Raw genomic sequence first — 22,338 nt, 5'->3', positions numbered from 1 at the left:
CCTATCCTTTTAATTACGGTGTCATTTGTTTAAATACGTCTAGAGAAGGCAGTGCTTTTCCGTTGAAATCAAACATCGCTTGATTTTCCCAAGCATTTCCGACTGTACCGGTTGTTTGGATATAAGCCAGCCCATATTGACTTGACCACGGGGCACCTTTCGCTGGAATCCAAAGCGGCTCCCAATAAAAGAACCCTTTCCCGCGATTGTTTTTCACTTGTGAAATTTTTTCTGATAGATCTCGTATAAAAGATGCCTGGCCTTGAGGTGAAGCTGGGTAGCCAGCAGTATTGACTGAATCTTGGTTAAATGAGTTTTCTAGGTTGTCGCCATTTGCTGTTGTGAAGCCATAGGCGGTTTCTACCACGATGACGTCTTTGTGATAGCGGGCGCTAATGTCATTCATATTGTTAGTAAGACCGCTAAATTCCCCGTCCCAATACGGGTAGTAAGATAAACCGATCGTATCGAATGAGACGCCTCTTTTGGTGATTTCATCAAACCACCAGCGGGAGGCCCCGTTGTCCCCGCCATGGGCAAGGTGAAGCATGACTTTCATGTTTGAATCGACAGAGCGAACCGCATTTGTTCCCGCTTTTAGCAAAGCAGCAAGCCGGTCAAATTCACCCCCGCCTTCACCCCAGCTTTTGCCGTTCGGCCAGAGCATACCTGAGTTCAATTCGTTTCCAACCTGTACCATGTTCGGCAGTGCATTTTGGGCTCTCATCGTTTTGAGTACATCCCCAGTGTAAGTGCCAACCGCTTTTACCAAATCGTTTTGTGAAAGAGATGCCCATGCTTTCGGTTTGAACTGTTTACCAGGATCGGTCCAGAAATCACTGTAATGAAAATCAAGCAGTACTTTCATATTTTGTGCTTTTGCGCGTTTCGATAAAGCGATGGCTGTATTAAGATCATTTGTCCCGCCATTATAGGCACGACCTTGGTTGTCGTATGGATGGTTCCACAGTCTAATGCGCACATAGTTGACGCCTTTTTCCTTTAATAGCTTGAGCGGGTCCACCTGTGTTCCGTTCTGGTCGAAGTATCTGCCCCCGCTTCTCTCCACCTCCGCAAGCATGGAGATATCGGCTCCTTTAATGAAATCACCTTGCAGTCCATTGATCGGCTGAACGGAAATGGCATCCGCTTTTGCTTCAGGTAAAATCCCTAACCCCATCAAAAAGAAAACGATAACCGTCACAAGCATCCATTTCTTCATCAAATCTCCCCTTATCCTTTTGTCCCACCTTGTGTGAGGCCGGACACAAATTGTTTTTGTAACACAAGGAACAATAAAGCGACTGGAATCGCAATGAGTAAAGCCCCGGCTGCAAAGGTCGTGTAGCTGGCCCCCATTTTGTCTGACACTAGATTGTACAGACCGATCGGGAGTGTATACATTTCGGGTGAGCGGACAATGACACTGGAGATGATGAAATCACCCAGTGGTCCTGTAAATGAGTTGATGGCGACAACCGCCAAAATGGGTTTAGCAAGCGGCATAATAATTTGGATGAAAATTCGGAAATGCCCTGCGCCGTCCATTCTGGCCGATTCATCAAGATCTTTCGGAATCGCATCAAGATAGCCTTTCATTAAATACGTATTCATCGGAATTTGTCCGCCTGCATAAATCAAAATCAGTGCAAGATGGCTGTTAATCAGTCCAAGCATTTGAGCCAAAACGAAAATCGCAATCAGCGCTGAAAATTGAGGAATCATTTGCAGCAGCAAAAAGAGCATCAGCCCATTTTTCCGTCCTTTGAAACGGAATCTAGAAAAGGCATAGCCTGTAAAACTAACAAGAATCAACGTTAACAACATTGTGGCAATACTGATCTTCATGGAGTTCCAATACCATTTTGCATAAAGTGCGCCTTGGCCAAAGAAGAGCTCGGTAAAGTGACTGAACGTTGGATTCTTCGGAAACATACTTGTGCTCATGAGGCTGTTTCCAGGATTAAAGGAAGCACCGATTGTCCAAAGCAGTGGATATAGAATACAAATGGAGGCAATGAAAAGGATAAAATAAGTAATGCTCAGGCGAATGAGCTTGTTTTGTTTTGATCCCATATCACATCATGTCCTCCTCTTTGAATGAATTCGTTCTCTTAAACTGCCAGAGTGCAATGGCGATGACAAAGATTGAAAGTAAAATCGTGACAGCCGCAGCGAGTGCATATTGAGAGGACCGCATTGTGAGTTTATAAATCCAAGATACCAAGATGTCCGTTCCTCCAGCGGTTGACCCCGCAACAGGCGGTCCTCCGCCATTAAATAAGTAGATGATATTAAAGTTGTTAAAGTTAAACGTATATTGTGTGATGAGGATGGGGGCAATGGAATAGAGAACAAGCGGTAACGTGATGGACCGGAATTTCTGAAAAAAATTGGCTCCATCAATGGTCGCAGCCTCATATAAATCCTCGGGAATTGCCTGCAAAACGCCTGTTGTCATAATGAAAACGAAAGGAAATCCAAGCCAAGTCTGCATCGCAATGAGGGCGATTTTGCTCCAAAATGGATCTGTCAGCCATGGTTTTGGATCAATCCCTATCGATGCAAAAAGTGTATTGTTAATGGCCCCGAATGTATCATTGAACAGTCCAGCAAACACCAAAATGGTCACAAAGCCTGGAACAGCCCAAGGAAGAATCAAAATGGTTCTGAAAAACCGTTTTCCCTTTAAATCCTTCTGATTGAGCAGAACCGCTAAAAAGATGCCGAGGGCACATTGAAGGGTCGATGCAGCCAAAGTCCATACGACGGTCCAGCCAAGTACATCAATGAAGGTGTCTCTCCAAATATCAATGGAAAAGATATTTTGAAAGTTCTTGATTCCTACCCAGTCGATCAGATTGGCAGGAGGTGAGTGGTATAAATCATAGTTCGTAAAGGCAAGCGCAAAGCTGAACATAATAGGAAAGACAACAGAAAATAGAAGTAAAAAGAAAGCAGGAGTGCTCATTAAGTAAGGGAAGCCTTGATCGATGAGCTGATGATATTGAGCACGGATGGAATGAAGTGGTACCCCTTGATCCCGTTTCTTTCCATTCATAAAAGCATCACGCATCATGAGTACATAAAAGCCGATACCAAAACCAGCTGTTAACAGCGCAATAATCCCCTTTGCTAAAAGAAAAACAGAGTTGTCACGAGGCAGCATCGTCCCCAGTGTGAACAGTCCCCAGAAGCCAATATTGAATAAATCATAAAATACAATCAAAAAAGCGATGCCGAACAGGAAAAAGAGTGCCCCTTTGCCGTACTGTTTGTTGTATATCTGCCCCATCCCGGGTATAAAGGAGAACATTAGCGCCCGTCTCCGGTGTGTCTTTGATTCCACTGTGTGTGTGCGGTCTAGTTCAAGGTTACCCGTCACGTCTAACACCTACTTCATATGAAATTAGATCAACTACGGGCAGTTTGATAAACTACCGACTACCCGCATTTGATGTTATTTGGAGTGATTTGCTTTAATTTGAGAGTCGATTTGATTGACCGCATCATCAAATGCCTTTTTCACATCTGTACGACCAGTTGCAATGAGACCTAATGCACTGTCAATCGGCTTCCACACCTCTGCCATTTCAGGATTGTTCGGTGTCAGTGTGGCGTATTTCGTTTGTTTTGAAACAGCATCCGCATTCGCGTTTTCCGTAATGATTGGATCTTTCATCAGTTTTTTCACTGGTGGAATTTCCTCTGTCAATTCAAAGCGCTTCTTCGAATTTTTTTCATTCGTGATAAATTCAACAAATTTCTCAGCTAGTTCTTTATTTTTAGAATAAGAGGAGACGTTGTAGCTCTTCACACCTAAGAATGAGCTCATATGTTTTCCGTTAGGGAGTGTTGGCAGCTCGGCCACACCATAGTCAATACCCGCCTCTTTAAATGGACCAAATGACCATGGACCAGAAATGACAGCAGCCGCTTTTTTCTCTGTGAATAAGGAGTTGAGGACGTTGATTCCTTGTTCACCAATGATGCCTTTCGGGAAAAGTCCTTCGCTAAAGAATTTTTGAATGTATTCTCCGCCTTGGATGGCGCCATCATTGTTCAGACCAATGTCATTGACATCATAAGAGCCATCGCTTTTCTGCTTGAAAATATAACCCCCAGATCCGCCTAAAACACTTTGTGCGTAGTAAATTTCATCCCATTTCGCAACAAAACCGTACTTTCCGTCTTTTGTCAGCTTTTTCGAAAGATCATACCAGCCATCAAGTGTCGTTGGTGCCTTTTTGACAAGATCTTTATTATAGAAAAGCACTGTCGTTTCAACGGATTTAGGAAGACCATACAGCTTGCCGTTTACCGTTTGTGATTGAATGGATTCGTCTGTGAAGGAGTTCATCACTTTTTGATCGGGCTTCATTTCCTGTAATAGCCCTTCAGTGACAGCTGATCCAATTTGATCGTGAGGCATCGTGATGACATCTGGACCTGTCCCAGCTGCTCCATCTAGGCGGAGAGCTTCAATTTGGTCGGCATAAGCTTTTTCGACCACTTTGATTTTCACATCATGTTGTTTTTCGAATTCTTTTACAGCGTCTTGAATCCCATCAGATTTTTTGACATCCTCCCACACTAGCAAGGTCTTTGTACCTGTAGATGCTGGCTGTGTTCCGCTTGAATTGTCATCTCCCGGTCCGCAAGCTGAAAGCAGAAGCACAGCAGTCCCAACGACTGCTGATAATGTCGCCCATTTTCCCTTTTTCATTCGTAATCCCCTCTCGTTCTTTTTTCATAGATAATAAGAAAACGCTTTCTTAATGTGAGAATATCAACTTGAGTAAAAAAAGTAAACATGTTTTATTAAATTTATTAAGTAAAATTTTTTACTCATATAGAGAGAAAAGAAGCCCTCCAGATTGGACGGGGCTTCCAGTTGTTTAGATTGTACTTTTTCGAAAGACAGGCTCTGAGGCAATCAGCACAGTTTTCGGTAATGTTCTGCCGTCTACAAGTCTTTCTAACAGTAAATCGACTGCTGTTTCACAAAGCAAAGATGTGTGGATATGATACGTGGTGAGCGGTGGTGATACATATTGAGACACATGAATATCGTTGATACTAAAGACGCTCACGCGGTTCGGCAGAGAAAATCCGCGCTCGTTTAATGCTTGTAAGCAGCCGATGGCAAGAGGATCACTAGCGACACAAAATGCGGATGGCAAGTCATCTCCAAGCTCATCAATCGCCTTCATCATCAGCGCATAACCTTCATCCACTGAGAAATGGTGACCGACATAGACCAATCGCTCATCAAGGACATTGTGAGCCATCATATATTCACGGAAAGTCGTTTCACGAATATCTGGAATATGCATATTCGTATTCAGATCAAGGTCTGTGCCGCCAACAAATCCAATGGATGTATGTTCTTTTTCAATAAAAGAATCGATGATCTTTTCAACAATGCGTTTCAGGTTTGGCTTTACAGAATCAAAACGGTCTTCATCTGGTGACGTATCAATAAAAACGATATGCTGGGTGATCGCATATAATTGGTCAAGCTCTGACTTTTTAAATCGGCCGATGGCAATGATCCCTTCTGTAGAAGGATCAATGGAGTGAAGCCCGTCAGATGGTTTGTAAGCGGTGACATTTAAACTACGAGTATTCGTAAGTTCCTCAATGCCCAGACGGATGGATTTAAAATAAATATCTTCAAGCTCTTCCTTTTCTGTCATCCAATAGAGAAAGGCGATTTTTTTTAATGAATGTTTGAATGTCTTCTTTTGATAGGACAAAGCTTCAGCGGCGGCGTATACTTTCTCGCGTGTTTGATCCGTGACAGATAGGTTGGGGTCTTGGTTCAGTACGCGAGATACAGTCGCAATGGATAATCCGGCTTTTTCAGCAATGTCCTTTATTTTAGCTGCCAAATCAGCACCTCCTATAGAAAATATCTCCTTCTAGTATAGAGTCTTTAAAAAAATTAGTAAATATTTTTATTAAATTGTTTTCAGTAAAGCGCTTCTTTACGCACTGGGAAGGAATTAGTAAGATATATATAAGAAAGGTTTTGGATTAAGATTTCTGATAGGAGAGGGACCGATGTATTACGATGCACTGAAGACATTTGTGACAGTTGTGGAAGAGAAAAACTTTACAAAGGCAGCCCAAAAGCTGCGGATTTCTCAGCCGAGTGTCAGTCTTCATATTAAGAACTTGGAGCAGGAATTCCAGACCGTTCTGCTCAATCGTTCGCCAAAGCAACTAACTGTTACACCAACTGGGGATATGCTGTACCATCGATCAAAACAAATCATTCGTTTATATGAACAGGCGAAGCAGGATATTTATGAGCATCATCATCTGGCAAGAGGGAAGCTGACAATCGGGGCGAGTTTTACCATTGGAGAGTACGTGCTGCCGCAAATATTGGCAGAGTTTCATCAGCTCTATCCGCATGTGGACATTGAGGTGGTCATTGATAACACAGAGGCGATCGCCAGTCATGTCCGCTTATTCCATGTCGACATCGGTTTGATCGAAGGACAGACGAATGACAAAGAATTGACAGTGGAAACTTTTCTAGAAGACGAGCTTTATATCGTCGCACCATTAGATCACTCCTTTGCTAAGAAAAAGGATGTCACGATTGATCAATTGCAAAACGAAACATGGATCACGAGAGAAGAGGGATCAGGTACCGGAGAATACTTACAGCACGTCCTGAAATCAAATGGACTGAAAGCCCGGACATTTGTAACATTTAGCAGCAATCAAGCGATTAAAGAGGCTGTAATTCATGGAATGGGGCTTTCTGTTTTATCTAAATATGTCCTCCAGCGAGGCAGCATTGGGGGGGAATTGGCTGTCCTTTCTGTGAGAGGAATGGATTTCAAACGAAAATTCTCCTATGTCGAGTCACCTATGACAGGGGGAAATAAAAATAAGGAATTGCTTGTTGAATTGTTAAGGAAAGAGAAAAAAGATGCTTCTCCTCGGTAGGAGAAGCATCTTTTTTATAACCCTTTAATGGTGATTTCATCAACTGGAAGGAAGATTTCACCTGTATCTGTGTATTTCATGGCGACCTGATCGCCTTCTTTTAAATAAATGACGAGAGGTTCTTTTTCAGATGACATGGTGTAGCTTTTTCCATCGTCTAGCAGGAAGGTGACGGTTGTATAATCACCGGTCTTTTCTTTATACACTCGTTTGACTTTCCCTGTAGTTTCTTTCTTTTCCTGCTTAGAGGAACTGTTAACGGTACCGCCGCCTTTTTGCAGAGCTGTCTTATAGGCTCTCAGTGCTTCGTTTGGTGTAGAAGCGTACGCAGCGATTTCTGGATTGGCTGCCGACACGATAAAGTAGTTTTGCAGGAATCCATTTGAATCGAGAACCGGCGTGAGCCAACTGGCTTCTCCATAGAAATTATACAGAATCGGCATGCGGCCTTTCCATTTCTTCTCGATGAAACGTTTCTCGATAATTTGCAGAGCGCCTTGAGAATCCATATAGGACGCTTCAAGATTACCGGTATAATAAGTCGCTTTTCCTGTTCGGGCATTTGTCAGGGCATATCCAAGCATCGAATCAACGCCCTCTTTCGGACTTGTGAAATCTGTGAAGTAGTACATATCTCCTTTTGAATCAAATACTGGACTCACATTGGCTTCTGTTCCTTCATCTGAAGGCAGCTTCACATCTGATTTTCCAAACATGCTGTTCCAGAACCCGTGAATATAGTTTCCGAAATAGCTGTTTTGCAGACTAACGGCCTCTGGTGAAACAGCGCCATCAATAAAAGCAGGTACTTGATCTAGCGAATATTTCTTCGTTGCACCTGTTTTGGCATCAACAACGACCACGCCGGAAGCTTTAAAGCCGTTTCGGGCAGAGATAAAATCGCCATACGTACGAATGTAATAAGGCTTTCCATCATCATTGATTTCCAGCTGTGTGTCGCCGTAGAAAATCAAATCAGGGTATTGAAGGCGGATATGCCGCTCAATTTCTTTGTTGAAATAAGAGGAAGGTGTGTAGACCATCTCTGTTTTCACAAACTTTGGATTGGCAGATGAGTCGGTCGCACTTAATGTAAAGTAACCCGGCGTACTCCCTGAACGAATCCATTTAAAGAAATCCGAGAATTCCACTGGGGCGATGTATACATACTCACCGTTGACCTTCTGGATTTGCAGACTGCCAAGCTCATAGTAGCTTGTGTTCGGAACCTGTCCGAACGATTTCTTCATTTTGTTCCGAGCAAATTGAGGCGGTACACTTGCAGGTGTTTCCGTCTCATCAAACGCTTTGATTTCTACCTTTTGTTCCATTTTGGAGACATCAAATTTCTCATTCGCATTGAATAGAAAAGCTGTCGACATATAAACACCGAGCAGTAAGAGAATAAGAAACAGCACGCCTTTGATCTTACGCTCCAATCCAACTGATAAAAAGGCGCCTGCTGCTGTCACAACAAGTCCAATCAACCAGAGGGATGAAGGATTGCGATCCAAATTGGTGATGTAATAGAATACAAAAATTCCGACCATAAACAGTAAAGCAAGGCCTGCAATCCACATAAGCGGAACCTGCTGTTCTGTCCCTTTCTTTCTAACGATTAATCTGAGCGGTGTGAGCAAGAGGGTCAAGACAAGACCGATCACAACCGAAAATAACAAAATATATCCCACAAACAGATCTCCTTTCAAATCAATTACTCTTTTAGTATATACGAGTGAGACGGGGAAAAGATTCATCGAACGGAAGGTTCATCTAAATGCCAATCGAGTCGATGGCGGATTGAACATCTTCTTTCAGTTCGTAAAACTTGAGTCTTTGCTCGATTTTCTCTGTTAAAGCGTCAATGGCTTGTCCTGACATATGCGAATGGATGCGCTTTTGATGTTTATACACTTTGTTCTGAAGTTCATCAATTAGATCTAAAATTTTTCCCGCTTCTTGGCGGTCTTCTGCAAATTCATGTTGCAGCTGATGCCGGATGGCTCTGCTTAGCGCTGTTTTCTGCTCTTCTTTGATCTTTGCTTTCAAAGCAGCCAGTTCTCCTGGTGTCATGTCTTCAGTGCGAAAGTTTGTTTGAGAAAAGACGGAGCTTGATGTATGCGTATCTGTCATTCGTTGCAAAAAACGGTCTGCATCTGTTGGTTGTTTCTTTGAAAATTCCATTCCTCGTTCTCCTTATGAAATGCCCATATTCTTTGCTAGGGCTGTATCTGCATCATGGTATTCTTTCCCTAGCTGGCTCATATCATCTGATATTGAGTCCAGCCACCTTTTTATATTCATCGCGCTATCAATCGCTGTATCATACTCTTTGACGGAATAGAACTCATTCTCAAGTCCCTCCGTTTTTAAATGACGAATCACGGCATCCACATCAGAAGCCGTCAGCTGATCATAGGAACCAAAGCCAACAATCTGTTTGTATCTCGAGCGTACCTGTTCCACAGATTGATCCACTTTGTCATCGAGTTTCTCGATTTTGCGGATAATTTGCTGCATATGGTGCTCGGCATATGTCGAGAATTTACGACCTGTGTTCATGAGAACATGGGACTTGATTAAAATTGCCACCACACTTTGCGGATGAACATTCGACTGACTCAATTGATGTAACATGGCGGCAGTGAGAGAAGGGTTTTTTCTCAACATGTCATCAATGGTTTCAACGGAGCCATCTGATGGAAAGGCATACCGATCTAAGCCATGGCTGCCAGCAAGGGCTTCAAGAAACAAATTTGCATCCAATGAAGGATTAACGCTCATTGCCCGATTGAGGAGATTTTTCATAAATTGGACGGCTTTGGAGGGGTCCTCGGAGTAATCGACGCCTTCAGGTAAAGCGGCATCATACATCACTTTCACACGACCGATTTCTGTCGTATGTCGATTTAAAAGAGAAAGCCCGTCATTGAGATTGATATATTCTGTTAATCTACTGCGGTAATCACCTTTTAATGCTTTGGCTTGGAGGCCATCCGATAGATTGGGGTAAATATTCGGATTCTCAAAGGTGACCCCGCCTTTAATAAAATCATTTTTAACAAGAACATAGGACGCATTCGACCCGCCGAGTGAATGACCTGTCACATACATCTTGGCATTTGGCATTTTCTTATGTATTTCTTTCGCATACCGATCTGCTTGAACCATTTGATTCTCTGTACCATGTTCAAAGGGAATATTTTTAATCAAATACTTTGTATCTGATATCAGCCAATCTTGCACAATCTCATTTGTATAGGTCGTTGTCCCTGTCGCCACCTTCGTCGTGACTTCCTTTGACGTCTGTGACTGACGAAAAGGAGGCGGCTTCGTCAAAATGGTAGAAAGAAGATCATCTGACTCTTTTTTCCATGTTTTTTAATGGTATCTTTATATTGGCCAGCGCCAATCGGTTCTGACCCGCGGTAGGCGATGACTGCGTTTTTGATTTTGGTGAGGTCTTTGCCTTTGTTAGAATTACGATAATCCTCTCTTGAGACTAGGGTTAGAGCGTTAAGACCTTTTTTTGTTTCTAAATGGTCAATGACATACATGGTTTTACCGCTTTTTAAGCGTATATCTTTCGGAAATGTATAATTAGAAATATCATAAGACTCTGACGATATATCATTATAATCTTTATCGCTAAGTTGATTAATTGAGCTCGTATAGGACAATATTTACACTCCTGTAATTTTTATCATAAATATTATATTATAGAGAGAAATAAATATCTATTATAATTTTTTAATAATTAAGTAATTTAGAGATGAATGATAACTTTTAAAAGGTGGAAGATATTTCATATGAAGAAAAAAATCAAACTTTTGATTGTTTTTATTACCCTTATTACTATTATTTCAGTTACATTGTTTCTTTTAAAAGGTAAGCAATCTCAAACAAACGAATCTGGAGGAAAGGTCATCGTGCAAGAAAAAGAGAAAAGTGAACAACAGAAGGCAGAAGAATTCGCAGAGAAAATGAAGCCGAAAATAGAAAAACGTTTGCACAAAATGGATATTCATAATTTTATTGAAACTATATCTTTTAAAAAAGGAGTAACCATTAATCCAATGGGATATATAAGAGTGAGGGGATATGTGAATGGCGAGCCAGAAAGGTTTGAGTTTTCTGCATCATTAGAATATAGATCTAATGAAGTCGGTTCTATGAGCATCTCTTCTGATTTATCAGACCGATTCGAGAATTGGGCTGATTTTGACCCACAAGTGAAAGAAGATTTTTTGAATAGCCTTTCTAAAAAAGAACGTGAACAGTATCTTAAGGATATTGGAGAAAAAGAGTAAAGCAGGTACTCACCTACCTGTTTTTATTTTTGCCAATTTCATAGATAGATTGATTAAAAGTTCATTAAGGAGTTTTTGCTTTTTATGAAAAATACAATGAAGTTTTCTATCATTATTGTGGTCGTTATCATCTCAGTAACTGTGTTCATTGTACAGTACATTAATCAGAGTCTGTCAGATGATGTAGTGCAAGAAAAAAGCGATCAAGAAAAAGCAGAAGAGTTTGCAGAGAAGATGAAACCAAAAATCGAAGAAGATTTACATAAAATAGACATTCACAACTTTATAAAATCTATTACGTTCGAAAAAGATGTGACTATTAATCCCATGGGGGATATTGTTATTAACGGGTATGTGAATGATGAGCCGGTAAAGTACAATTTTTCAGCATCCCTACAATATAGGTCTAAAAAGATAGGTTCAATGAGTTATTCATACGAGTTATCAATTCGATTCAGGGACTGGGAAAAATATAAAGATGAACCGGAATTAAAAGAAAATTTCTTGAAAAGTCTTCCCAAAAAGGAACGCGAACAATATCTGAAAGATGTTGGTGAAAAAGAGTAAAAAACATTCGTTAACCGTTTGTTCTCTAAAATGATGACCAAAGCAATATGCTATCATTCCCCTAACAACACTTTCAAATAAGGGAGAGATTTCAACCATGGCAAATAAAAAGAAATTGATCTTAGATGTAGACACTGGAATTGATGATGCGATTGGGATTTTGCTGGCGGTGAAAAGTGAGCAGTTTGATATGTTGGGGATTACAACGGTGTGTGGGAATGTGTCTGTCGATGCGGCTACATTGAATACGTGTAAAGTGCTTGAGCTGGTTGAGGCAGATGATATTCCTGTCATCAAAGGTGCAGCAACGCCTCTTTTAAGAGCGCCTCATTATGAACATCGGGTGCACGGAGAGGATGGGATTGGCGGTGCTTTAAAGGATGCTCAGCCTATGAAAAAAGCAGATGCTGGTTTTGCGCCTGATTTTATCATCGACCAGGTGATGCAGTATTCGAAGCAGGTTACGCTTGTGTTGACAGGACCTTTAACGAATTTAGCCCTTGCAGTGAAAAAGTGTCCCGAGCTGATTCATCACGTGAAAGAAGTCATTTTTATGGGTGGTGTCGTTGAAGGACAGGGGAATGTCACGCCGGTTGCGGAATTTAATACATATGCAGACCCAGAAGCGGCAAAGTTAGTGCTGAATGCAGGGTACCCTACATTAACTCAAGTGGGATTAGATGTCACGAGACAGGTCTTGCTTACGGATGAAAGAATCGATGCGATTCAGAATGAAACAGTAGCCCATTATATTAGAGAGAGCACAAGCATTTACCGTCAGCGCTATTTTGAGCGGAATGGTGTATGGGCGTGTGCCATGCATGATCCGCTTGCTGTCAGTCTTGCCATTGACAAGCAGCTCGTAAGCATACAGGCCTTTCATGTGGATGTCGAGACGAAGAGTGAGCTTTGTGATGGACAGATGATCTGTGATTTTCAGCATCAATGGGAGAAAGAACGAAACGTTCAAGTGTGTACGGATGTAGATGCTGACGCTTTCTTTGATTTATTGATCAAAACAATGAGCGCTTAAAAAAGAAGTCTGTGCAAACAGGCTTCTTTTTTATAAGATGGGGACATGAGGAAATGTATGCGTTCACATGAATAAGGGAGGAGTGAAGTCAATTGGCTTCTGTTAGTTTAAGTAGTATTGAAAAAATACGAGCAGCAAGCAGAGGGTTGCCGCCAAAGCTGAAAGCAATTGCAGAACATATTACGAGTGAGCCCCGCGACATCATCCATTTGTCTATCGTGGAACTTGCGAAAAAGACCGCAAGCTCAGAGGCAACGATTTTTCGTCTTTGTAAAAGGCTTGGATTTGAGGGCTTTCAAGATTTGAAGATTGCTATTGCCCAGGAAATAGACCAAACAAAGCCTAATTATGTAGATGAAGAAATGAGTCTTGATGATGATATGGCTGTTTTTATGCAAAAGGTTTTTCAGAAGAATATATCTGCATTAAAGGATAGCTTTCAATTATTGAATCCAGGGGATGTAGAAAAGGCCATCCAAATCATTCATGAAGCAAAACGCTTAGAGTTTTATGGGAGTGGTGGGTCTGGCCTCATTGCGACTGACGCTTTTCACAAATTTATGAGGACAGGCATCAACTGTATTGTTCACACAGATTCTCACTTTCAAGCGATGTCTGCTGGTCTTCTTGACCGGCACAGTACAGTGATCGGTATTTCTCATTCTGGACGTAATAAAGATTTGCTTGATGCGATGAAAACTGCAAAGGAAAAAGGAGCCAAAACCATTGGCATTACAAGCTATCAGCGCTCTCCATTGAGCCAGCTTGCAGATGTCACGTTGTATACAGCAACGCAAGAAACGGCTTTTCGAACAGAAGCAATGTCCGCAAGACTTGCTCAGCTGACGGTCATTGACGTTCTATATTTTGCACTTGCTCATTTAAGGCAGCAGGAAACAATAACGAATTTAAAACAAATGCGAGAAACCATTTCACAAAAAAGGGTGTAATGATTCCAAAAATAAATTTTTCTGATAATGAAAAATGCTGATGTGGTAACGATTGTGAGCTTTTTATTGAAAATAATTTTCTTTTCGGTCGTTGAATGTCGAAAAAATTATTTTTATAATGGGATTTAGCAGGCATTCAAAAACTACATATGTGACTTCAAATCAATGATTGGGCGTGATACAGATGAAGGGGAACCAGGCGGTAATTGGTTTGGATATAGGAACAACAAGTACAAAGGCGGTTCTGTTTGGACCTCAGGGGAAGGTATTATCGAAGCATTCAGTTCCTTACGAGCTCATTCAGCCCCAGCCAGCATGGGTTGAGCAGGACCCTGAGAAGATATTAGAAGCCGTCATTGCGAGTGTAAGAGGTGCATTGACGGAAGCAGCATTTGATGAAGAAAATCTTATAGGCATCGGGATCAGTACAGCGATGCATTCCTTAATTGTGATGGATCAGGATGGAAAGACGCTAACGAACAGTATCATTTGGGCAGATAACAGAAGTGCAGAACAAGCGAAACGAATTAAATCAGATATGGATGGCTTCCACATTTATAAAAGGACAGGTACTCCGATTCATCCAATGTCACCGCTTTCAAAAATACGTTGGATGAAAGAAATGGCACCACATGTCTTTAAGAAGGCAGCAAAATTTATTTCGATCAAAGAATATATTCTTTATCATTTCTTCGGTCAGTATGTCGTCGATTATTCAATCGCTTCAGCAACGGGCATGTTTCATTTGGAAACGCTTCAATGGGATGAGAAGGCGCTTCGTATTGCTGGAATTGAAGCCAGTCAACTATCCGAACTTGTCCCAACGACATATCAACTGAGAGGACTTCAGCCAGAGATTGCACTGCGCATGGGCATTAAAGAAGATACACCATTTGTCATTGGTGCGAATGATGGCGTTCTAGCGAATTTAGGTGTGGGCGCGATTGGTCAAGGAGAGGTAGCTGTGACGATTGGGACAAGCGGTGCGGTCCGTACGGTTGTGGACAAACCAATTACAGATGAGCAATCAAGAACGTTCTGCTATGCCCTGACAGATAAGCATTGGGTTGTAGGAGGACCGACCAATAATGGCGGGATCATGCTGAGATGGCTGAAGGATGAATTCGGGTCGTCAGAGGTTGAGGTAGCAAAGCGTCTAGGGGTGGACCCTTACGATCTGATGATGGATATCGCGGAAAAGGTTCCAGCTGGTTCTGAGGGTTTGCTGTTTCTGCCATTTTTATCAGGTGAGCGTGCACCTTATTGGAATCCAAATGCGAGAGGCACCTTCTTTGGAATCGGTCTTCAGCATAAGCGGGAGCATTTTATTAGAGCTGTGTTAGAAGGCGTCATTATGAGTGTTTTCTCGATCGGTGTTGCCTTAAGAGATTTAACCGGTTCAGCAAAGGATGTCAGAGCTTCGGGCGGATTTGCACGATCTCCGCTGTGGCGGCAAATTTTAGCGGATACGATGGGTAGAGAAGTGCTTGTTCCAGAAAGCTACGAGGCGTCAGCACTGGGGGCTGCTGTCCTTGCACTTCATAGTTTAGGTCATATGGAAGAGATAGAAGAGGTTCAAGAGTGGATTCGAATCTCTGCTCGTCATGAACCTAATATGAAGAACAATGAAACTTACATAGAGCTGTTTTATTTATATGAGCGCCTCTACGACAAACTGAAGGATGAATTTGATGTCATTAGTGCGCTGCAATTAAAACAAAATCGTTAAACATCAGGGAAAAGGTGGGAGAACATGCTTTTATTCATTGTGATTGCGGCGATTGTCCTTTTACTCATTCTCATTACAGTTGCTAAGTTGAATCCGTTTGTGAGCTTAATTATTACTTCGATGCTAGTAGGCTTTGCGACGGGGATGGATTTGCAGGAAATCATTCAATCGATTAAAACGGGATTAGGCAATACGTTATCATTGCTGGCTATTGTTCTAGCGCTTGGTACCATGCTTGGGAAAATGATGGCTGAATCAGGGGGAGCAGAGCGAATAGCGCAAACTCTAATCGGGCGGTTTGGGACGAAAAATGTGCATTGGGCAATGATGTTTGTTGCTTTTATCGTGGGGATACCTGTCTTTTTCCAGGTCGGTTTTGTTCTTCTCATTCCTTTACTTTTTACAATTGCCATTGAAACAGGCATCTCGCTCGTGACCATTGGGATCTCGTTAATCGCTGGCCTGTCTGTCGTGCATGGGCTAGTCCCGCCTCATCCAGCGGCAATGGCAGCCGTTGGCATCTATCATGCCAACGTGGGGAAAACCATTTTCTTCTCTATTATTGTGGGATTGCCGACAGCGATTATTGCTGGACCGCTGTATGGTAAGTGGATTGGAAAACGTATACATAAACCCGTTCCGGAGATGCTGAGAAAGCAATTCACTGAACGCAATGAAGATCGAAGACTCCCCGGCTTTGTGAATACGATGTTTACCATATTGGTGCCGGTGATTCTGATGCTTCTTGCCACATTGGCGGACATCATCTTACCAGAGGACAATATGTGGTTTCAGGTATTCAAGTACATCGGAGACCCGATAACAGCATTGCTGATTGCAACGGTTTATTCTTTCTTCAGTCTTGGCTTTATGCAAGGAATGAGCCGTGACCGGGTGCTTTCCTTTAGTAATGAGTGCTTAGGTCCGATCGCTTCCATTTTGCTTGTTATTGGAGCAGGCGGAGCTTTCAACAATGTGCTCATTGATTCGGGTGTTGGTGATTATATTGCAGATTTAGCCAAACACTCGCCGATTTCACCGATTTTGCTTAGCTGGCTGATTGCTGCAGTGATTCGTGTGGCAACAGGATCTGCGACGGTATCCATGATGACGGCAGCAGGTATTGTAGCACCAATTGCTGCAACTATGCCGGATGTGAGCAGGGAGCTGCTTGTGTTAGCAACAGGAGCGGGTTCGTTAATTTTATCTCACGTCAATGATTCTGGTTTTTGGCTGATCAAGGAGTATTTTGGTATGACCATTAAAGAGACGTTTTTGACATGGACGGCTATGGAGACGATCATTTCCGTTAGTGCCATTGCATTTATTATGATGATTAATATGTTTATATAGCGAACAAGCAGTCTGATTCATATGAGTCGGGCTGTTTTTGTGTGTTGTGATACCACTTTCTTCAGATTGGGGTAAAATAATAATATTGAGATGTGGGAGGCGGACACGATCGAACCATTAAAACATGTGTACAATGAATTATTTATCCAAGAATTAGCGGAGAAACTTGCGCAGGCTTCGTCTGGATTTGATGCTGAGCGATTCAAGCGGCTCGTATTTCAAGAGGATTGGCAGCAGCTTGAGTTAAAAGGGCGGATGCGACGAGTCACTGAATCGATGCATGCCTGTCTGCCTCAAAACTATGAGAAGACAATTGAGGTACTGCGTCAGGCAGCCCCGCATTTTTCAGGGCTTAGTGCGCTCGTATTTCCAGACTACGTCGAGACGTACGGCCTTGCAAACTGGGACATCTCGATCAAGGCGCTCGAATTCTTCACACCCTTTTCCACTTCTGAATTTGCCGTTCGGCCATTTCTGATTCAAGATCAGGACAAAATGCTGGCGCAAATGCTCGTATGGTCTCAGGATCAAGATGAGCATTTGCGGAGGCTGGCTAGTGAAGGCTGCAGACCGCGTCTGCCATGGGGCTTATCTGTCCCTTCACTTAAAAAGAATCCTTCGGTCACGCTGCCCATTTTGGAAAACTTGAAGGCTGACCCATCTCGGTATGTGCAAAAAAGTGTAGCGAATCATTTAAATGATATCTCTGCAATTCAGCCAGATTTGATGAAGCAGACGGTTCAAAGCTGGTATGGAACCAACAAACATACAAACTGGATTGTCAAACATGCATCTCGTACCTTACTCAAAAAAGGAGATCCAGCTATTATGGCGTTGTTTGGCTATGGGGACGATCCATCCGTTCAAGTAACGGATTTGAAGATTGTACAAGATCCTATTCGAATCGGAGAGAAAATGACATTTCGTTTTACCCTACAAGCTGATAAGCCGCTAAAGCTGCGTGTAGAGTATGCCATAGACTACGTCAAGGCTCGGGGGACCCGCAATCAGAAGGTATTTAAAATCACAGAGTTTGAAACAGACGCAACGTTACAGAGAGAATTCGTCAGGTCACAGTCTTTTCAAAATATGACGACGAGAAAACATTACGAGGGGACTCATACATTAACAATCATCATCAACGGCATACCGAAAGCGTCTGTTGATTTTGAAGTGACAGAAGACAGCAGTTTATGAAAAAACCCGCCTCAATGGCGGGTTTTAGTGTTTAAGCCTTCTTTTTCATTAAGAATGAAGCGATGATGGCTGCGATTAAGAAACCGATGCTGATAATCGAGCTAGGCAAGTTTTCTTCTCTGAATAGAAACATCACAAAACTCACACTTAACACAAGACCTGCAAATAATGTCAAATACGGAAACAGCCACACTTTGAAATACGGCTCCTGTGGATATTTCGGGCGAAGTTTCAGATGTGCCATGCAAATGCTAATCCAAATAAGTGAAACAGCAAAACCAGGAATAGCCAGCATATAACTGAAAATTTGCTCTGGATATAAGTAAGCAAAGAATGTTCCGATGAGAAGAAACAGAACGGTCACCCATAAACTCAAAATGGGGACGCCTCTTTTGTTGACCTGTGCCAGTTTTTTCGGACCGCCATCTGATTTAGAGAGAGAATGCATCATTCTCGTTGTTCCATAAATGCCAGAATTGGCCGCCGATAGAACCGCTGTAATCAATACAAAATTAATGAAGTGAGAGGCGCCTTGCATACCGGCTGCTGAAAAGACTTGAACAAATGGACTGTTATTTGGATCAATTTGATTCCAAGGAATGAGTCCGCAGATGATCAAAATCGGCAAAGTGTAAAATAAGATAATACGCCACATCATACTTTTAACAACACCAGGTAAGACCTTTTCGGCATCCTTTGTTTCTGTAATGGTCAGCCCGATCAATTCAGAGCCCCCATAAGAGAAAATAACAACTAATAAAGAGGCAAAGATCGCACCCCATCCGTTCGGGACGAAGTTTTGATAGTTGGTGAGTGCCGATGTGCTTTGTTCGTTCGGAATGATCCCAAATAATAGAGCTGCACCAAGAATAATAAACACAATAATAACGAAAATCTTCATTCCAGCGAACCAAAACTCAATTTCACCAAAGTATTTTACATTATTTAAGTTAATTCCGATGACTAAGAGAGAGCAGAGTAAACATAGTGACCATAGCGGCACGTTCGGTAACCAGTATTGAAGCAGGCTGCCTGCCGCAATAATCTCGATGACACACACAGTGAGCCACATGAAACAGTAAACCCAGCCGACAACAAATGAAAAACGTTGACCAAGCGCAATCTGTATCAGGTCGCGAAGGTTATTTCCCGGATAGACAATCGCCATTTCAGCTAAGGCTGCCATTACGATGAGCAATAATAATCCAGCAAATACATAGGAAAAGATAACCCCAGGACCTGCTAAACCGATTGTATCGGCACTTCCTTTAAAGATTCCTGTACCAATGACCCCGCCCAATGCAATCATGCGAATGTGACGCGGTGATAAAAGCTTTTTTAATTCTTGTTGTTCCTGATTCGCGCTCATAACGTTCTCCTTTTTTAAAAATGCTTATGTTCCATTTTCTTTTTTCGAGACGTCAGTGTCAATATAAAAAAAGAGATTTTTCAGACAAAAAAGGCGGTTGATTCTATCAAATGAGCCGTTTTTTTCCATAGATCCATTCATGACCCATCCCCAAAATCTGAAACTTCGTGAAAAAATGAACATTTGCCTTCATTCTGACATAAACAATTTTCAGTTTTTGTCGATATATCTTTTGTATTACTAAAGTCCTAATAAAGAATTGTTTATAACTGTAAAATATTTCAAAAAAGTATGAAGGAATGAAAGGAGTTATGAAAGATGTTTATGAGAAAAGCAAATGATTCATCGTCGGGAACCCTTTTAAATGAGAGCAGTCGATTAGTAGAACGAATTGAGAAGGGAGACCTTTCAGCAAGAATAGATACTGCTGCATTCTCTTCAAGTCAAACGATTGAAGCAGTAGCCCAAATAAATGAAGCTTTGCAAAAGATGCAGGAAGTAAATGAAGATATTCAAATGCGGATGAATTTAGTGACAAAAGCCATTCAAGTTGGTTTATGGGATATGGTCGTGATCGCTGGAGATCCAGTCAATCCAAAAAATGAATTCACATGGACGGATGATTTCCGCAAAATGATCGGCTTTCAAAACGAGCACGATTTTCCGAACGTTTTAGACAGCTGGGCATCTCGAATTCATCCGGATGAACAAGAATATACCCTAAATGCATTCTCTTCGCATTTATCGGATCATTCGGGACGTACACCATATGATATCGAATATCGCTTGAAGTTGAAGAACGGAGATTATCGCTGGTTCAAAGCAACTGGCACGACCATTCGTGATCGAAATGGTGTCCCTCTTCGTGTGGCGGGAGCTCTTTTTGATATTCATGATCAGAAATTGAAAGAAGAAGAACTGCAAGCATTCGTGACGAGATATGACTTAATCAACCGTGCGCTTGTGGAGGCTCCTTGGGACATGGTCGTAGAGGCCGGCGATCCAGTCAACCCGAATAACGAGTTCTGGTGGTCCCCGCAATTCAGAAAAACGCTTGGTTTTACGGACGAAAAGGATTTCCCGAACGTATTAAGCAGCTGGAGCGACCGCCTGCATCCTGAGGATCAAGAAAAAGCTCTCCAAGCTTTTGCAGATCATTTAAATGATCACTCTGGACGCACACCATTTGATATTGATTACAGATTGCAGAGCAAAAATGGCGAGTATCGCTGGTATCATGCCGGTGGTGAAACCATTCGTGATGAAAAAGGTGTTCCTCTTCGTGTGGCTGGAACCATTCGTGACATCACGTTAGAAAAAAACAAAGAGAAAACAGCGAATGAAATGGCTTCACAAGTAGAACAGCTATCAAGTTCAATCAGCGAGATGGTATCAGGCATCAGCTCTGTGACAAACCAAGCGCAAGAGCTTGCTGTCGCACAGGAGCAGTCAACATCTGCTGCCAATTTAGCAAAAAATAGTGCAGATGAGACGAAAAATATTTCTGACTTGATCAAAGAAGTAGCGAACCAAACGAACTTGCTTGGTCTAAATGCTGCGATTGAGGCAGCAAGAGCTGGTGAACAAGGAAGAGGATTCTCAGTCGTTGCAGATGAAGTGCGTAAACTGGCGCTTCACAGTGCCAATGCAACGGAGAATATCGAATCTAGTTTAACGGAAATGAAAACACAAATTGATGAAATTCTTGAAAACATTTCGAACATGACAGCTCTTACACAAACACAGGCTGCTTTAACAGAGCAAGTAAATGCTTCAGTCGATGAAGTGAACCACATGTCTCAGCGCCTAGTTGCCTATTCAAAGAGTATTTAATCATCAAAAACCGCCCTCTCATAGAAGGCGGTTTTTTCATTAAAATTGATCTGCTGGGAAAACAATACCTGCATCTTTTCTTGCGGCATCAAGGACTTTCATGACGGAGAGACTTTCATCAAGCCATGCATAGCACTGTTCATGATTATTTGTTTCAATGATGTGCTGAAAAGCCTCTGCTTCATAAAACAGGCGGTTTGAATTTGTTTGTGCATTGAGTGAGATCACCTGGTCATTCACATGAAGCAGCACTTCCTCGCAGCCATTCGCCCCATTTTTCACATGAATGAAGCCCTTTTCTCCTTGAATCAATGCAAAATTCATGCTGCTTGTATCCTTACTGCCGGCACTTGTCGCAATGAAATCATTGTAGGTGAAAGTTAAAACACCAGATGTATCGATGCCATTTGGGTGACGGTTTGCCTGGTAGCGGACCTGCTCCGGTGATCCGAAGAGATTCATGATGAAATGGACATTATAGATATTAATGTCCATCAATGCTCCTCCTGAGAATTCAGGGTTAAAGACATTTGGCGTTTCGCCGGCTAGCAGCTGATTATATTTGCTTGAATATTGACTATAGTTGCATTGAACCAGTTTGATTTTACCTAATTGATGAAGGTGTTTTTTGATTAAATGATAGTTTGGCATATGAACAGTCGTAATGGCTTCAAATAGGAGAAGCTGCTTTTCCTTTGCGAGTGCGATTAAGGCTTCCAGCTCTTTGACATTAGAGGTGAAAGGCTTTTCGCAAATCACATGTTTTCCGTTTCTTAATGCAGCCGTGGCATGTTCGCTATGTAATCGATTCGGTGATGCAATATAAACGGCTTCAATATTTGGATCTTCTAGCATAGCCGTTAAATCTGTATAAGTCGTTTTTACACCAAATTGGTCTGCGAGCTTCTTTGCCGTTGCTTCCTTTCTTGAATAGACGGCATGACAAGAAGCGCCGTCAAGCTGGTCAATCGCTTGCAAGAAGCTTTCCACAATCACACCTGTTCCAATGGTTGCAATGTTCATTCTATTCA

General features: G+C 42.1%; 18 protein-coding genes and 1 pseudogene. 9 read left to right on the top strand and 10 right to left on the bottom strand.

The features are described 5' to 3' along the window. Positions 1–13: 13 nt before the first annotated feature. The 5 genes from MHI16_RS18370 to MHI16_RS18350 form a co-directional block, all read right to left on the bottom strand. On the bottom strand, positions 14–1,222 hold the full coding sequence (locus MHI16_RS18370; protein ID WP_058013275.1) for a glycosyl hydrolase 53 family protein: 1,209 nt from the start codon (positions 1,220–1,222) through the stop codon (positions 14–16). Between the two features lie 11 nt (positions 1,223–1,233). Next, a complete protein-coding gene (locus MHI16_RS18365) occupies positions 1,234–2,076 on the bottom strand; it encodes a sugar ABC transporter permease (RefSeq protein WP_012011808.1) in 843 nt (280 codons plus the stop codon). A 1-nt stretch (position 2,077) separates the two neighbouring features. Further along, positions 2,078–3,316: a sugar ABC transporter permease gene (locus MHI16_RS18360; protein WP_058013276.1), complete on the bottom strand. Its 1,239-nt coding sequence runs from the start codon at positions 3,314–3,316 to the stop codon at positions 2,078–2,080. Positions 3,317–3,460: 144 nt separating this feature from the next. Continuing rightward, positions 3,461–4,726: an extracellular solute-binding protein gene (locus MHI16_RS18355; protein ID WP_058013277.1), complete on the bottom strand. Its 1,266-nt coding sequence runs from the start codon at positions 4,724–4,726 to the stop codon at positions 3,461–3,463. 172 nt (positions 4,727–4,898) lie between these two features. Further along, entirely contained in the window at positions 4,899–5,894 is a 996-nt protein-coding gene (locus MHI16_RS18350) for a LacI family DNA-binding transcriptional regulator (RefSeq protein WP_058013278.1), read from the bottom strand. A 172-nt stretch (positions 5,895–6,066) separates the two neighbouring features. On the opposite strand from MHI16_RS18350, the gene MHI16_RS18345 reads away from it, so the two are divergent. Further along, positions 6,067–6,966 carry a LysR family transcriptional regulator gene (locus MHI16_RS18345; protein WP_058013279.1) on the top strand — a complete coding sequence of 300 codons (900 nt, stop codon included), beginning with the start codon at positions 6,067–6,069 and terminating at the stop codon, positions 6,964–6,966. A gap of 14 nt (positions 6,967–6,980) precedes the next feature. Here MHI16_RS18345 and MHI16_RS18340 read toward each other — a convergent pair whose 3' ends face one another. The 3 genes and pseudogenes from MHI16_RS18340 to MHI16_RS18330 form a co-directional block, all read right to left on the bottom strand. Continuing rightward, positions 6,981–8,657 (bottom strand): hypothetical protein, encoded by a 1,677-nt coding sequence (locus MHI16_RS18340; RefSeq protein WP_061410062.1) that lies wholly within the window; start codon positions 8,655–8,657, stop codon positions 6,981–6,983. A gap of 82 nt (positions 8,658–8,739) precedes the next feature. After that, on the bottom strand, positions 8,740–9,150 hold the full coding sequence (locus tag MHI16_RS18335; protein ID WP_268466911.1) for a hypothetical protein: 411 nt from the start codon (positions 9,148–9,150) through the stop codon (positions 8,740–8,742). A gap of 12 nt (positions 9,151–9,162) precedes the next feature. Beyond that, positions 9,163–10,646: pseudogene (locus MHI16_RS18330) on the bottom strand (lipase). A gap of 129 nt (positions 10,647–10,775) precedes the next feature. Here MHI16_RS18330 and MHI16_RS18325 point away from each other — a divergent pair. From MHI16_RS18325 to MHI16_RS18295, 7 genes are all read left to right on the top strand, one after another. Further along, entirely contained in the window at positions 10,776–11,276 is a 501-nt protein-coding gene (locus MHI16_RS18325) for a hypothetical protein (protein ID WP_058013282.1), read from the top strand. Between the two features lie 84 nt (positions 11,277–11,360). Beyond that, the gene (locus MHI16_RS18320) at positions 11,361–11,843 is read left to right on the top strand and encodes a DUF1433 domain-containing protein (RefSeq protein WP_058013283.1); all 483 of its coding nucleotides are present in this window, start codon (positions 11,361–11,363) and stop codon (positions 11,841–11,843) included. 97 nt (positions 11,844–11,940) lie between these two features. After that, on the top strand, positions 11,941–12,876 hold the full coding sequence (locus MHI16_RS18315) for a nucleoside hydrolase (RefSeq protein WP_342498031.1): 936 nt from the start codon (positions 11,941–11,943) through the stop codon (positions 12,874–12,876). Between the two features lie 92 nt (positions 12,877–12,968). Then, the gene (locus tag MHI16_RS18310) at positions 12,969–13,826 is read left to right on the top strand and encodes a MurR/RpiR family transcriptional regulator (protein ID WP_342498030.1); all 858 of its coding nucleotides are present in this window, start codon (positions 12,969–12,971) and stop codon (positions 13,824–13,826) included. 184 nt (positions 13,827–14,010) lie between these two features. Further along, positions 14,011–15,555, top strand: coding sequence for a gluconokinase (gene gntK, locus MHI16_RS18305; protein ID WP_061410054.1), 1,545 nt, complete (start codon positions 14,011–14,013; stop codon positions 15,553–15,555). 24 nt (positions 15,556–15,579) lie between these two features. Continuing rightward, on the top strand, positions 15,580–16,908 hold the full coding sequence (locus tag MHI16_RS18300; protein ID WP_180309809.1) for a GntP family permease: 1,329 nt from the start codon (positions 15,580–15,582) through the stop codon (positions 16,906–16,908). A gap of 90 nt (positions 16,909–16,998) precedes the next feature. Further along, positions 16,999–18,105, top strand: coding sequence for a DNA alkylation repair protein (locus MHI16_RS18295; RefSeq protein ID WP_342498029.1), 1,107 nt, complete (start codon positions 16,999–17,001; stop codon positions 18,103–18,105). Between the two features lie 31 nt (positions 18,106–18,136). Here MHI16_RS18295 and MHI16_RS18290 read toward each other — a convergent pair whose 3' ends face one another. Next, positions 18,137–19,474 (bottom strand): amino acid permease, encoded by a 1,338-nt coding sequence (locus MHI16_RS18290; RefSeq protein ID WP_058013289.1) that lies wholly within the window; start codon positions 19,472–19,474, stop codon positions 18,137–18,139. Positions 19,475–19,792: 318 nt separating this feature from the next. On the opposite strand from MHI16_RS18290, the gene MHI16_RS18285 reads away from it, so the two are divergent. Next, a complete protein-coding gene (locus MHI16_RS18285; RefSeq protein WP_058013290.1) occupies positions 19,793–21,307 on the top strand; it encodes a PAS domain-containing protein in 1,515 nt (504 codons plus the stop codon). A 39-nt stretch (positions 21,308–21,346) separates the two neighbouring features. Here MHI16_RS18285 and MHI16_RS18280 read toward each other — a convergent pair whose 3' ends face one another. Continuing rightward, on the bottom strand, positions 21,347–22,330 hold the full coding sequence (locus MHI16_RS18280; protein ID WP_058013291.1) for a Gfo/Idh/MocA family oxidoreductase: 984 nt from the start codon (positions 22,328–22,330) through the stop codon (positions 21,347–21,349). Positions 22,331–22,338: the final 8 nt, after the last annotated feature.

Origin of the sequence: Bacillus sp. FSL K6-0923 (assembly GCF_038630825.1) — a bacterium.
GTDB lineage: Bacteria > Bacillota > Bacilli > Bacillales > Bacillaceae > Bacillus > Bacillus pumilus.
The sequence above is the reverse complement of the archived record's forward strand: the minus strand, read 5'-3'. Positions and strand labels throughout refer to the sequence as shown.